Origin of the sequence: Streptomyces sp. NBC_00285 (assembly GCF_036174265.1) — a bacterium.
Taxonomy (GTDB): Bacteria; Actinomycetota; Actinomycetes; order Streptomycetales; family Streptomycetaceae; genus Streptomyces.
Window position 1 is genome coordinate 3259726 of sequence record NZ_CP108055.1, and the last position, 12934, is coordinate 3272659.

The 12934-nt window shown below is 69.5% G+C and carries 11 protein-coding genes; 3 read left to right on the forward strand and 8 right to left on the reverse strand.

Annotated features, from left to right (window positions below; genetic code table 11):
• Positions 1 to 45: 45 nt before the first annotated feature.
• Entirely contained in the window at positions 46 to 504 is a 459-nt protein-coding gene (locus OHT57_RS15020; protein WP_328746900.1) for a pyridoxamine 5'-phosphate oxidase family protein, read from the reverse strand.
• Position 505: 1 nt separating this feature from the next.
• Positions 506 to 961: a hypothetical protein gene (locus OHT57_RS15025; RefSeq protein ID WP_328746901.1), complete on the reverse strand. Its 456-nt coding sequence runs from the start codon at positions 959 to 961 to the stop codon at positions 506 to 508.
• A 396-nt stretch (positions 962 to 1357) separates the two neighbouring features.
• On the opposite strand from OHT57_RS15025, the gene OHT57_RS15030 reads away from it, so the two are divergent.
• Entirely contained in the window at positions 1358 to 1711 is a 354-nt protein-coding gene (locus tag OHT57_RS15030; RefSeq protein ID WP_328746902.1) for a hypothetical protein, read from the forward strand.
• A 75-nt stretch (positions 1712 to 1786) separates the two neighbouring features.
• Here the strand turns inward: OHT57_RS15030 and OHT57_RS15035 are convergent, their stop codons facing one another.
• Complete coding sequence (locus tag OHT57_RS15035; protein WP_328746903.1) at positions 1787 to 2956, reverse strand: steroid 3-ketoacyl-CoA thiolase; 1170 nt, start codon at positions 2954 to 2956, stop codon at positions 1787 to 1789.
• A gap of 248 nt (positions 2957 to 3204) precedes the next feature.
• Here OHT57_RS15035 and OHT57_RS15040 point away from each other — a divergent pair, with 248 nt between their 5' ends.
• Positions 3205 to 4440, forward strand: a complete 1236-nt coding sequence (locus tag OHT57_RS15040) for a cytochrome P450 (RefSeq protein WP_328746904.1) — start codon at positions 3205 to 3207, stop codon at positions 4438 to 4440.
• A 152-nt stretch (positions 4441 to 4592) separates the two neighbouring features.
• Here OHT57_RS15040 and OHT57_RS15045 read toward each other — a convergent pair whose 3' ends face one another.
• The 3 genes from OHT57_RS15045 to OHT57_RS15055 form a co-directional block, all read right to left on the reverse strand.
• Positions 4593 to 5660, reverse strand: a complete 1068-nt coding sequence (locus OHT57_RS15045; RefSeq protein WP_328746906.1) for an ArsR/SmtB family transcription factor — start codon at positions 5658 to 5660, stop codon at positions 4593 to 4595.
• A gap of 619 nt (positions 5661 to 6279) precedes the next feature.
• On the reverse strand, positions 6280 to 7866 hold the full coding sequence (locus tag OHT57_RS15050) for a glycosyltransferase family 39 protein (RefSeq protein ID WP_328746907.1): 1587 nt from the start codon (positions 7864 to 7866) through the stop codon (positions 6280 to 6282).
• On the reverse strand, positions 7863 to 9374 hold the full coding sequence (locus OHT57_RS15055; protein WP_328746909.1) for a glycosyltransferase family 39 protein: 1512 nt from the start codon (positions 9372 to 9374) through the stop codon (positions 7863 to 7865). The genes OHT57_RS15050 and OHT57_RS15055 overlap by 4 nt, the downstream gene beginning before the upstream one ends.
• Positions 9375 to 9535: 161 nt before the next feature.
• Here OHT57_RS15055 and OHT57_RS15060 point away from each other — a divergent pair, with 161 nt between their 5' ends.
• Complete coding sequence (locus tag OHT57_RS15060; protein ID WP_328746910.1) at positions 9536 to 11158, forward strand: nSTAND1 domain-containing NTPase; 1623 nt, start codon at positions 9536 to 9538, stop codon at positions 11156 to 11158.
• Positions 11159 to 11170: 12 nt separating this feature from the next.
• On the opposite strand, the gene OHT57_RS15065 is transcribed toward OHT57_RS15060, so the two are convergent.
• Both OHT57_RS15065 and OHT57_RS15070 read right to left on the reverse strand, forming a co-directional pair.
• Positions 11171 to 12028, reverse strand: coding sequence for a hypothetical protein (locus OHT57_RS15065; protein ID WP_328746911.1), 858 nt, complete (start codon positions 12026 to 12028; stop codon positions 11171 to 11173).
• A gap of 62 nt (positions 12029 to 12090) precedes the next feature.
• Entirely contained in the window at positions 12091 to 12477 is a 387-nt protein-coding gene (locus OHT57_RS15070; RefSeq protein WP_328746912.1) for a peptidase inhibitor family I36 protein, read from the reverse strand.
• Between the last annotated feature and the right edge of the window lie 457 nt (positions 12478 to 12934).

Genomic DNA, 12934 nt, shown 5'->3' on the forward strand with positions numbered 1-12934 from the left:
CCAGGCCGTTCTCTCCCCGCGCCGCCCGCCCCGACCGATCGCACCTCACCCCGGATCGACCGGCACCCGGTGATCCGGCCGACCGTCCTTCGCCAGCATCGAGTGCGTCCCGGCGACCGCCCGGTACAGCCGCATCCCGGAGTCGCCGCGCACGTCGTCGAGGGTCCAGACCCGCCCACCGTGCCCGAGTGACCGCCGAGAGAAGACCTCCAGCGCGCCCTCCGCTCCCTCCACGATCTCGGCGGCGACGGCCGACATGTACACGCCCTGCCCGGTGCCGATCTCCGCCGAGGAGTCGAAGGCCGCGATCCCCACCTCGGGCCGGACCGCGATGTTCCGCGAGTGAACGGCATCCGGCGAGGACACCCAGAAGAACTCCCGGCATCCCACGTGCGCGAAGTAGACCGGAGTACTCCAGGGCCGCCCCTCCTCGTCCGCCGTGGCCAGCACCAGGTACCGGCTCGCATCGACGATCCCGCGGGCGTTCTCCGCCGTAGGCCTCACGTCAGCGGCTCCTTCGGTACGTCAGTCCGAAGTCCGTCTCCCACTCGGCCGCCCCGTCCTTGGACCGCTCCCAGACGCCGTGGATGCTGTCGCCGTCCGCGCTCAGCTGCCCGGTGAAACGCTGCCTGAAGGGCAGCGGGGAGAAGTCCTCCTCCTCACGCAGCAGCTGCCACACCTCGCCGTCGAAGGTCATCGCGTACAGCCGTACAACCCCCCGCGCGTCGAAGTAGTGCTGCGTGTACGCCCCGGTCTCCGGCTCGACCGACACGATCGCCGTACTGTCCGGCGCGGGGTTCGGGGCCTCGGTCCGCTGCACCAGGAACCGCCCGTCCAGCGCCCACTCGAACACACTCCGCCCGGCCCCGACCGACTGCCCGGGGAACTCGGCCTCCACCACCCACTCCCCCACCAGAACCCCGAGTCGCTCCAGAGCTTCCTGCAGTGCCGTCGCGCCCATCGCGAACACCTCCTTCTCCTGAAGGGGGGGACCGCCACGGCGAGAAGAACTCATCGGTGTCACGCGCGGCTGGGGTCACCGTGGTCAGGTCAGGCGAAGGCCTTCCACGAACAACAGCAGCATGTCCATGGCAGACTCTGGGGCTCTGCCTGGTTCCTGACACCGGACCGTTCAACGGGGGGGAAAGACGTGGGTGTACTGAGGCATGCGCGGACTGTGGGAGCCATGGCTGCCGTACTGCTCGCCACGGCCTGCCAGGCAGACGCGGACACAGCCGCCTCATCGAACCCGGGGTCCGAGGCCCCCTCTTCCGCCCGGCGCTCGGCGTCGTCGTCCCCGATTCCGTCCTCAGCGCCCTCCCCACGACCTTCCCGGGGAGAGAAGACCCGGGACGAAGTGATCGGAGACTTCCGTTATGCGACCGAAGCCTTCGACTTGGGACTGACCGTCCAGAAGGATCCGATGAACCGGGAATGCGTGGCGGACTCCACGGCCTTCTCCCGAACGGAGCCCGACGAAGAGGACCTGATGCGCGTGGTGCGCCGGCTCGAAGAACGAGGATGGCACCTGCGCGACGACGTGGATGCCGACGGCGCGACCTTCCTGGACGCAGGCGGCTGGTGGGCCATCACGGGCATCGGCCCCCTTCCGGGCCAGGTCTCGGACCATGCTTCGCCGGCCGCCGGCGCCCTCGCGCTGAGCGCCTCGTCGACATGCACCCGGCCCCCGGGTGCGAGCCCCCGGCGGTAACGGGGTCGGAGCCGGGCGCGGGACCGATCCTCACGATCGACCCCGCCGTCTTCACCACCTTCGTCAACTGGACCTCTACAGCCGCTGGATGATCGTGCCGGTGGCCAGCCCGCCCCCCGCGCACATCGTGATCAGTGCGAACTCCTTGTCCGCGCGCTCCAGTTCATGCAGGGCCGTCGTGATGAGCCGGGCCCCGGTGGAGCCCACCGGGTGTCCGAGGGCGATCGCGCCGCCGTTGACGTTGACCTTCTCCAGGTCCTGTTCGAAGACCTGGGCCCAGCTCAACACCACCGAGGCGAAGGCCTCGTTGATCTCGACGAGATCGATGTCCTTCAACGACATGCCCGCCTTGCCGAGCACGGCACGGGTCGCGTCGATGGGCCCGTCGAGGTGGAAGTGCGGGTCGGCGCCGACCAGGGCCTGCGCGACGATCCGCGCCCGGGGCTTCAGTTTCAGCGCCCGCGCCATCCGCTTCGACGCCCACATGATCGCCGCCGCTCCGTCGCTGATCTGGGACGAGTTGCCCGCGGTGTGGATCGCCGTCGGCATGACCGGCTTCAAGCCGGCCAGCGCCTCCATGGACGTGTCGCGCAGTCCCTCGTCCCGGTCGACCAGCCGCCACATGCCCTGTCCGGCCCGCTGTTCGTCCTCGGTGGTCGGCACCTGGACGGCGAACGTCTCCCGTTTGAAGCGCTCCTCGGACCAGGCGACGGCCGCCCGCTCCTGGGAGATCAGTCCGAGGGAGTCGACGTTCTCGCGGGTCAACCCCCGGTGCCGGGCGATCCGTTCGGCCGCCTCGAACTGGTTGGGCAGGTCCACGTTCCACTCGTCAGGGAAGGGCTTTCCCGGTCCGTGTTTGGACCCCGAGCCGAGCGGCACCCGGGACATCGCCTCGACACCGCAGCTGATGCCGACGTCGATGACCCCGGCCGCGACCATGTTGGCGACCATGTGGGAGGCCTGCTGGGATGAGCCGCACTGGCAGTCGACCGTCGTCGCCGCCGTCTCGTACGGCAGCCCGACCGTCAGCCAGGCCGTGCGCGCGGGGTTCATGGACTGTTCACCGGCGTGCGTGACCGTGCCGCCGACGATCTGTTCGACCGCGTCGGCGGGGATGCCGGTACGGCCGAGGAGTTCACGGTAGGTCTCGCCCAGCAGATAGGCGGGATGCAGATTGGCGAGCGCGCCGCCGCGCCTGCCGATGGGGGTGCGGACGGCTTCGACGATCACGGGTTCGGCGGCCATGGGTGCGGGTCCTCTCCTCCGAACGGGTCCCTCAGAACTGAGAACTGAGTACGGGAAACTGAGAACTAGTACGTGTTCTAGTTGGCGCTTCCTGCAGTCTGCTGACGAGCCACCCACCACCGCAAGGGTCGTGCACACAATTGGGGGCTCCGTACCCCTTGCCACTTATAGAACCCGTTACTACCTTCACGGCAGCTCTGTTCCTGATGGTCCGTCAGAAAGCTTCCAGACAGCTGGAGTGAGTGCCGATGACCTGTCCAGCGCTTCCCGACGGGTTCGACTTCACCGACCCCGATCTGCTGCAAAGCCGCGTACCGCTGCCGGAGTTCGCCGAACTGCGCCGGGCCGAACCGGTGCGCTGGATCCCCCAGTCGGCCAACGTCGCCGGTTTCCAGGACGAGGGGTACTGGGCGGTCACCCGGCACGCGGACGTCAAGTACGTCTCGACGCACCCCGAGATCTTCTCCTCCTCCCTCAACACGGCGATCATCCGCTTCAACGAGCGCATCGAGCGGGACGCGATCGACGCGCAACGCCTGATCCTGCTCAACATGGACCCGCCTGAACACACCCGCGTCCGCGGCATCGTGCAGCGCGTGTTCACCCCGAGGGCCATCCGTGCCCTGGAGCAACGGCTCCGTGACCGCGCCCACGCGATCGTCGAGGCCGCGCGCGCCCACACCGGTTCCTTCGACTTCGTCACCCAGGTCGCCTGCGAACTCCCGCTCCAGGCGATCGCCGAGCTGATCGGCATCCCGCAGGACGACCGCGCCAAGATCTTCGACTGGTCCAACAAGATGATCTCGTACGACGATCCCGAGTACGCGATCAGCGAGCAGGTGGGCCAGGAGTCGGCCATGGAGGTCATCGCCTACGCGATGAACATGGCGGCGGACCGCAAGCAGTGCCCGGCGAAGGACATCGTCACGACACTGGTGTCGGCGGAGGACGAAGGCAACCTGGGCTCCGACGAGTTCGGCTTCTTCGTGCTGATGCTCGCGGTCGCGGGCAACGAGACGACCCGCAACGCCATCACCCACGGCATGCACGCTTTCCTGACCCACCCCGACCAGTGGGACCTCTACAAGCGGGAGCGTCCCGCCACCACCGCCGAGGAGATCGTCCGCTGGGCGACCCCCGTCAACTCCTTCCAGCGCACGGCCACCACGGACACGGAACTGGGCGGGAAGCAGATCAAGAAGGGCGACCGCGTGGGCATCTTCTACGCGGCCGCCAACCACGACCCCGACGTCTTCGACAACCCCGACACCTTCGACATCACCCGCGACCCCAATCCCCACCTCGGCTTCGGCGGCGGAGGCCCGCACTACTGCCTCGGCAAGTCCCTGGCGGTTCTGGAGATCGACCTGATCTTCAACGCCATAGCCGACGCCATGCCGAACCTCCGTGCGGCCGGTGACCCCCGCCGCCTGCGCTCGGCCTGGATCAACGGAGTGAAGGAGCTGCAGGTCACCCTCGGCTGACGTACGGCGAAGTACCACCCCCGAACTCGGGCCGACGGCTTTCCAGCGCCGTCGGCCCGCCGGCGCAGTCCAGGTGAGGCCGGGGGCCGGTGCGGGGAGCTTCTCCACACCCTGCCCCTGTCCTGCCGCAGTTCGACGGAGGGTGCGCCGGGTCAGGTGGTCGTCATGGACGCCGCCCCGATCGGCACCCGAAGGGACGGCATCGCGCCCTCGGTGCCGGAGGGGTGCGAAGGTCTGACCACCGCCCGGCCGTGGTGGCGTGCGATGAGCCGATCGGCCTCCGGCGACCGCTGGTAATAGACCCGGCTACCCTCGCGTGTCCGGCTCAGCAGGCCCACGCGATGCAGCCTCAGCAGGTGATACGAAACGGTTGACGCACTCATGTGGAGGCGCTGGGCCAGTTCGGTGGTGGTCCGGGAGCTGCCCAGGTCGGCCAGCAGCAACTGCCTGGACTCCCCGATCACCTGACCCAGCGGATCCGTCACCATGCCCTCCTCCACCGGGGATCCGGTTTCCTCGACGGCACTGCCCACCGGGTAGGCGAGATGGGTTCCGCTCTCTCCCCAGGGGTCGTCCCGCAGTATCCAGGTCGTCACCAGGGGCGAGGGGTGGAGCACGATCCGTCTGGACTCGACGAGGTTCCTGCTCAGGTCGTCCTGGATGGACAGTGCGCCCGAGTCGTACGAGAAGGACGGGTGCAGGGAGTTGAGGGTTGATCTCAGCCCGCGCCGGGCCATGGAGGCCGCCCGGTGCTGGATGTCCCCCTCCACCTGCGCGCGGACAGCGTTCCACCTGGTCGACATGAACGCCGCCCAGAACTGGCCGAGTTCCCAGGCCACGCGCTGCGCGAAACGTCGCTCTCCGGACTCCAGGAACCGAAGGATCCTGCGGGTCTCGACGGACTCCGACCGCTCCGCCGCCTGCGCCCGCCTCAGAAATCTGCCCATCTGACGCGCGACTGTGCCGCTCGGGGTCGAGGCCACCTGAGACAGTTCTTCTTCGAGGGAACCACGGGATTCCGCCTGGGCGAACATGAAGCCAGGAACATAGGTTCGTACGTCGCTACGGATCGCCGAGATCAACTGCAGATCGTTGCGGCCCAGGAGTTCCTTGACCGGGCCCTGCTCCATCCGGTGCCCGCCGACGGCGGCCATACGACCGAAACCGAGCTGGAATCCCATTTGGGCGAGCGGTGAGATCTCGAAAGTCGTACTGGTCAAAGCATCGGCACCTAAGCGAACAGAAATCATTCTTCCCCCTGCCGTCCACGGCACGCAGACGACCAAGTCACCGATCGCCTACCTTCGCTCGGATCCTCACACAGGCCTTGGGCTCGCACCAGATCATTTCGTTCCCATGCAGCTACCTGAGGGGGAATAAATGGGGCGCGGTGGGATGCACACCCCCAATCGAATTCGCCATACAAGGGACATTCTAGCGACGTCGAAACATTGAGAGCTTTCAACGCTGCCGCCCCCCGGGGGAGGACGCCGCCGCGATTGAACATCATTCGATTCGGGCGCATCGCACGCGCCGGAGCCGACGTAAGACACGGTCGGCCGGGATCGGTACGCGGGAGGCCGCGCGCGCGGGGCCGACCGGGATACCGAACCCGGCGGCGATCTGCGTGAAGGGCGCGCTGCGGCCACGGCTCCTGCCACCCGATCGCCGGCCACCCTGAAAGACGTCATTCGCTGAACGGATACGACGCAATAGATGCCGCCGCTGACTGAAACGAGACCCGAATCCGGGTACGGAATAGAAATCCCAGGCGTTCTCACATTTCAGGGAAACCGAGCTGCTCCATCATGGTGAATATTCCAAGAATTTCGAGTTCGGTCACGGCATGCAATGGCCGGGGCGAGCGTAGACGACGACCTGCGCGCCTTGCACGGGGATTCGTTCGCAGACCTCGAAACTGGTCCTGAGCGTCTTCCGCTTGACCTCCTCCTGCGAAAACGGGTCGAGTGGCTGGCCCGGGGGATCCATCAGGGCGATGACGCGGTCCGACGCCAGGATGTGACGGCGGATCTCGGCGGCGGGGAGTTCGGTGCCCTGGAGGGTCCGCGAGGCGGCCGGGGAAGCAGCGAGCGCCAGGTCGTCCAGGCGGCCGTAGACCTTGCGGTACGACAGCAGCCACTCACGGCGTCGCGACGGCATGAACAGCACGCCGTCGCCCTCTCGCGCTGCCCTCTCCACGGTGCTAGCGACCGCGACGACGTCGTCCTTGCGGCTCTCGGGCGAGCGGACCAGCAGCGACCACGGCAGCAGGACGGCGACCGCCACGGCCACAGACAGACCGGCGGTCAGCGCGCGGGCGGCGGGGGCGAGCCGGTGCCGCAGTCCGATCGCCCGGGACAGCGCGGCGCCGGCCGGCAGCGCCAGCCCGGCCATGGTGTAGAGCACGTACCGGTCGACGTACCAGGGCTTCACGAGCGAGATCGCCATCAGCAGACCGGTCGGAGCGATCAGCAACGGGAGGGCGAGCCGGGCCAGAACGGTGGCCTGGGCGGAGCCTCGGCGCCCCGGGAATCGGCACAGAAGCGCGCCCGCCGCGGAGATCGCCAGGAACTGCAACCACATGCCCGCACTCGGGCGCCCGAGCCAGCCCAGTTGCGCTTCCGCCTGCCCCGCGCTCGCCACCGCCAGCGGCAGCACGCTCACCGCCACGCAGACACCCGTGATCGCCCAGCCCCGCCACACCGGCCGCGGCACACGCGACCACCACAGCGTCAGCCCGTGCGCCAACGGGGCCAGTGCCGCGAACTCGTGCAGCCAGCAGGCCAGGGCGAGCGTGAGACCGTACGCCGTCCACCAGCGGGCCCGGGTGCCGGGCGCGTCGGTGGCGCGGACGAAAAAGTACGTCGCCCAGATGACGCCCGCAGTGACCAGGGCGTAGGAGCGGCCCTCCTGCGCGTACATCTGGGTGACCGGCAGCAGCGCGAAGACGAGTCCGGCGAGTGTGCCGCTCCGGGGCCCGGCGATCCGGGCGCCGATCGCCCCGACGCCTGCCGCCGCAAGGACGCTCGCCAGCACGGACGGCAGTCGCAGGGCCACCGGACCGCCGTCCCACACCACGAACACGGCACGCATCAGCAGGTAGTACAGACCGTGTACGGCGTCGATGTGGTGCAGCAGGCCCCAGAGGTCGCCCAGCGAGCGGTGGGCGACCTGGTAGGTGACCGACTCGTCGCGCCACATGCTGTCCTGCCGGCCGATCCCCCACAGGCCCGAGACCAGTGCGGCCACGGCCGGGACCACGACCGACGCCGCCCTGCCGATGCGGTCGACCGGCCGGACCGCACCGGGCGCGGCGGGCCCGGGGCCACCACCGTCGGCAAGCGTCTCCGCGGTGTCCAGGTGCTGAGTGATGGTGTCCTCCGCAGAAGTGGGGGTCTGCCGGTCGTCGGATGTCCTCGGGGTCAACAGTTCTCACCCCGTTCGTACACGTCGATCCGGGCCGTGCCGACCAGGCGGCGCTCGCACCGCGTGAAGTGGTCACGCAGGACCGCTTCCTTCGTCTCCTCCCGCTCGTTCGACTCCTGACGCTCGCGCGCGGGCTCGCGCACCACCACGATCCGTGAGACGCGCAGCATCTCTCGTCGAATGCCCGCGGGCGCCAACTCGTCGCCGTACAACGTGTGCGAGGTGTGGGGCGCGGAAGCCAGGGCGATGTCGGTCAGGCCATAGGCGGCCGGGTCCCGCTGGAGGGTCCACACCCGGCGGGAGCCCGGCAGGAAGATCACGCCGTCGCCTGGTGACGCCGCGGCGCGCAGCGCGCGGGCGACGGCCGGGACGTCGTCGGCCCGGCTCTGGGGGGAGCGCAGGTGCTGCCCCGCCGGGGCCAGTGCGCCAAGCATCCCGGCGGCCGCGAGCACCAGCGGCACGCGGGCCCGCGCCGAGCGCCACAGCGTGCCGAGGGCGGCGCCCGCGAGGAGTGCGAGGCCGGCCTGGGCATACAGCACGTACCGGTCGACGTAGAGCGGCCTGACCGCTGAGACGAGGAGGAGCACGGCGGGTGGCAGCAGGAGCAGCGGCAGGGCCACGGCGGTGAGGCCGGGGTCGTGCGGGGTTCGGTGAGTCCCGGTGCAGGGCGGGGCTTGGGGCGTACGACGATGCACCGCCGCGCAGGCCGCTCCGGCAACGGCGGTGAGCAGGAAGCCCAGGACGGCACCGGCTGAGGGGGGCTCGATCCAGGCGACCTGCCGTGCCTGGCCGAGGCTGAGCAGCACCAGGGGCGCGGTCGCCGTCAGCGTGCCGCAGGAGGCCGCCGCCCATGCCCTGACGGCCGTGCGCGGTGCCCGGGCGGCGAGCAGGGCCACGCCATGGGCGACGAGCGCGAGGAGCGCGAACTCGTGCAGCGCGGCGGCGAGAGCTCCCACCCCGGCGTACCACGCCCAACGGCGACGGTCGGGTTCGGCGCAGGCCCGGACCAGGGTCCAGGTGTGTGCCACGACGATCGCAGTGACCAGCGCGTACGAGCGGCCCTCCTGCGCGTACCGCTGGACCACGGGCAGCAGTGCGAACACCGTGCCCGCGGCGAGCCCGGCCGGTGCCCCCGCGAGCCGGCGGCCCAGCGCGGCGACACCGGCCGCGGCACCGGCCATGGCCAGCACGGACGGCAGCCGCAGGGCCACCAGACCGCCGTCCCACACGGCGAACACGCCATGCATCAGCAGGTAGTACAGACCGTGCACCGCATCGACGTGCGCCAGCGTCGCCCACAGGTCGGGCAGGCTCCGGTGGGCCATGTCATAGGTCACGGCCTCGTCCTGCCACAACGTTCCCGCACGGCGGATGCCCCACAGTCCGAGCAGCACGGTCAGAACGGCGGGGCCCGTGAGGACGGCATACGACGGCGTCAGGAGGCGTGGGCCGGACGGCCGGAGTGTTGCGGACGGGCGGGCGGGGGCGAGGTGCTGTGCCGTGGCCAAGACTGGCTCCTCGGGCCGGAGGGATCGATGATCCACAGTCAATTGGCCGGATAATTGATGGTCAGCCACCGTCCAGGGTGCCTATCAATACCGTTGCACCTACCGTGACCCGAGGTTCGCCTGGTGCGGGGTGAGCGACTACGGGAGAGGCGGGGGAAGCGGTGGGCCGTTCCGAGAAGCCGCTGGATCCGGCGGCGGGGCCGGTGGAGCGTTTCGCTTACGCGCTGCGTGAGTTGCGCCGGACGGCCGGCAGCCCCACCTACCGGGAGATGGCCCGGCGCACCGGCTACTCCGCGCCCACGTTGTCCGGTGCGGCCGCGGGCGAACGGCTGCCCTCCCTGCCGGTGGCCCTGGCGTATGTCGCCGCCTGCGGAGGCAACACGCGGGAGTGGGAGGGCCGCTGGCAGGAACTGGCGGCCCTGCCGGTCGCGAACGACGAGGAGGAACCCGCGCCCTATCGTGGGCTGGCTCGCTTCGAAGCGGCGGACGGCGCCCTGTTCTTCGGGCGCGAGCAGCTCGTCGACGACCTCGTCGGCCTCGTCCGCAAACACCGCTTCGTCGCTCTCGTCGGGGCGTCGGGCAGCGGCAAGTCCTCACTGCTGCGGGCGGGACTGGTACCCGCGCTGCGCGGACTCGGCGAGGCGGAAGGACGGACGGCGGTCATCCGGGTTTGCACGCCGGGCGAGACTCCCCTGCCCACGCATTCCGCGTTGTTGCGGCCGGCGGCGGGCGACGCGGACACCGTGCTGATGGTCGACCAGTTCGAGGAGGTGTTCACCCTCTGCCGCACCCCGGAGCTGCGGGCGGAGTTCGTCCACGAGCTGCTGCGTCCCCTCTCGGACGGCCCCGGGCCCGGACTGCGCGTGGTCGTCGCGATTCGCGCGGACTTCTACGGCCGCTGCACCGACCACCACGAACTCGTCGAGGCCCTCAACGCGGCCAGTCTGCTGGTGGGTCCGATGACCCCGGATCAGGTCCGCGAAGCGATCGTGCGGCCGGCCAGGGCGGGACGGCTGGTCGTGGAGCGGGCACTGACCGCCCGGATGGTCTCGGACGTGGCACGGGAGCCCGGTGCCCTCCCCCTGATGTCGCACGCGCTGCTGGAGCTGTGGCGTCGCCGTCGGGCCCGCACCCTGACCCTGGAGGCCTACGAGGGCTTCGGCGGGGTGCAGGGAGCCGTGGCACACACGGCAGAGGAGGTCTTCGCGGGTTTCACCGAGGCACAGACGGAGCTCGCCCGCGTGACACTGCTGCGGCTGATCACCCCTGGCGACGGGGCGCCGGACACCCGACGGCCCGCCGACCGCGCCGAACTGGTCCGCTCCGAGGACGCTGAGGCCGTCCTCGAAGCGCTTGTGCGGGCGCGGCTGGTGACGGTCGACGGCACCGGTGTGGACCTCGCCCACGAGGCACTCATCACCGCCTGGCCGCGGTTGCGGGCCTGGGTGGACACCGACCGTGAGCGGCTGCGTCTGCAACGGCGGCTGACGGAGTCCGCGCGGGAGTGGCAGCAGCTGGACCGGGATCCGGACGCCCTGTACCGGGGGACGCGGCTGCTGTCGGCGCGGGACGCCTTCATCGGCGTCGACGGCCCCGCCGCCGATCTGACGCCGCTGGAGCGGGAGTTCCTCACCGCGAGCCTGCGCAGCGGCCGCTTCCTCCGGCCGGTGCTGATCCCGCTGCGGCGCTTCGTGCGCAGCCGATGGTGGCTGGTGTTCCGGATCGCGGTGCTGTGTGGCGCGGTGATCTGGACGGTGTGGTTCCTCAACCGTCCCCATCCGTGAGCCGGTGCCCGGTCAGCCTCGCCGGATGACGGCTCGGGCGGCGGCGAGATGGCGTTCCTTGGCCGCCGCGAGGCTCTCGAAGTAGGCCTTGTGCCGACGGATCTCCCGTTTCTGGATGCTCTCCTCCGTCTCGGTGAGCAGTTTCACGAGACCGGCCCGCTCTTTGCAGGAAACGTCCGCTTCCGCTGTTTCCAGCTCCGCGGCGGACGGGGTTTTAGATTTCGCCCAACGCGGATCCTCTGCGGAGGCGTAGAAATCCTTGTACTTGTGCCCCTTCTCGGCCATGCACTGCACCCAGGCGCTCAGGGCGGGTGCCACGCGGGAACTCTCGCGTGCCTCGTCGAGGCTCTCCACGTTCAGTTTGTTCACGAGGTCCTCGTTCTCCTCGTTTCCGCGTGCCAGTCGGTCGCCGGCCAGTTTGTAACAGCCGTCGACGGGATCCGTCGCGGCATTTCTCGCGGCCGCACCCATACGTGCCTCGCGGTCCATTTTCTGGGCGGTGACCTCGGTGGAACCCAGAAGCCGGGCATTGGTCTTGTAGCCCATATCCCTGGCGACGGGCATCTCGATGACACCGTACCGGCGACGGTTGCGCAGATCGGTGTACTCCTTGCGGTCGCCGATGACCTGCCAGTCGTGGCCCCGCGTGCGCATGCAGTCGCGGGTCAGGTAGTCCTTGGCGGTCTCGATCAGATAGATCTCGTTGACCGACAACTGGTAGCGGTCATAGGGCAGGAGAAGGTTCCTGACCTCCTGCGTCGGCGCGGGGGCCGCCGCGAGAACGGTTCCCCGGGTCGCCTCGGGGGAGGCCGCGCAGGCCGTGACGAGCAGCACGAGGACGGCCGTTCCCGCCAGCCGGTACCTGGTCATTCATCCACCTCGGGGAAGGGAAAGCGGAGCGGCGCCGGAGTGACCGGCACCGCCCCGGAACATCACAGGAACTTGACGCAGCTGGCCTTGTTGTCGAACGAGTTGTTGCTGAAGTCGGAGTCCACGCTGTTCGGCTTGGCGGTGTAGGAGGCACCGGTGCAGGTGGAGCCGATGTCCCAGAGACCGACGTAGGAACCGGTGTTGTTCCTCATCGAGCTGCCACCGTTCTGTGCGAACGCGGAGGTACTGCCCGACCAGTACTTGTTGTTCAGCTCGATGTCGGAGCCGGAGAAGTTGGCGTGCCGGCCGCCGTAGCTGTCGTCCTCGTAGAGAACGAAGTACGTGACCTGCGCCCCCGATTCCGCCGCGTGCGCCGTCCCCGTCATTCCGATCGCGCCTCCGGCACACAGAGCGGCAATACCGATGGCCACACCCAGCTTGCGCTTCATAGCAACTCTCCCATTCGGTGATCCTGGTCGCTCGGGCGGTTTTTCCTTCCGCCGTGGCCAAGTTCAGCCGAATACAAGTTCGGGGTACAGATGATTCGAGAAGGCTCGAAAGTGCCGCAACGCCGTTGACGAGGCCGGCGGCGCGGAGGAACGGACCCGGTCCCTGCCGCCGCGGCCGCCGGCGCACCTCCAGCAGGTGGCCGCCGAGGCCCACAACGCGGGCACCTTCCTTTCTCGCGCATCAGCTTCAAGCAGACAATTGCCGCCACCCGACGCTCCGTCGGCGCGGTCTTTCACCCCTCGACGGCCGGCCTGCTCCGCGAGGCCGTCAATCTCCGCCCCCGGACGCGCTGCGCCCCGTGCCACCGAAGTCAGCGGGACCGCGCACCCTGCGGCCCGACGAGCCCGCCACCGCCCCGCCCACGTCACCACACCGTCAAGCTCCGGCTCCTCCCCG

Bases quoted from the DNA above. Each gene is read 5' to 3' on its own strand.
- OHT57_RS15025 (WP_328746901.1), bottom strand. From the start codon at position 961: ATGGGCGCGACGGCACTGCAGGAAGCTCTGGAGCGACTCGGGGTTCTG.
- OHT57_RS15035 (WP_328746903.1), bottom strand. From the start codon at position 2,956: ATGGCCGCCGAACCCGTGATCGTCGAAGCCGTCCGCACCCCCATCGGC.
- OHT57_RS15040 (WP_328746904.1), top strand. From the start codon at position 3,205: ATGACCTGTCCAGCGCTTCCCGACGGGTTCGACTTCACCGACCCCGAT.
- OHT57_RS15065 (WP_328746911.1), bottom strand. From the start codon at position 12,028: ATGACCAGGTACCGGCTGGCGGGAACGGCCGTCCTCGTGCTGCTCGTC.
- OHT57_RS15070 (WP_328746912.1), bottom strand. From the start codon at position 12,477: ATGAAGCGCAAGCTGGGTGTGGCCATCGGTATTGCCGCTCTGTGTGCC.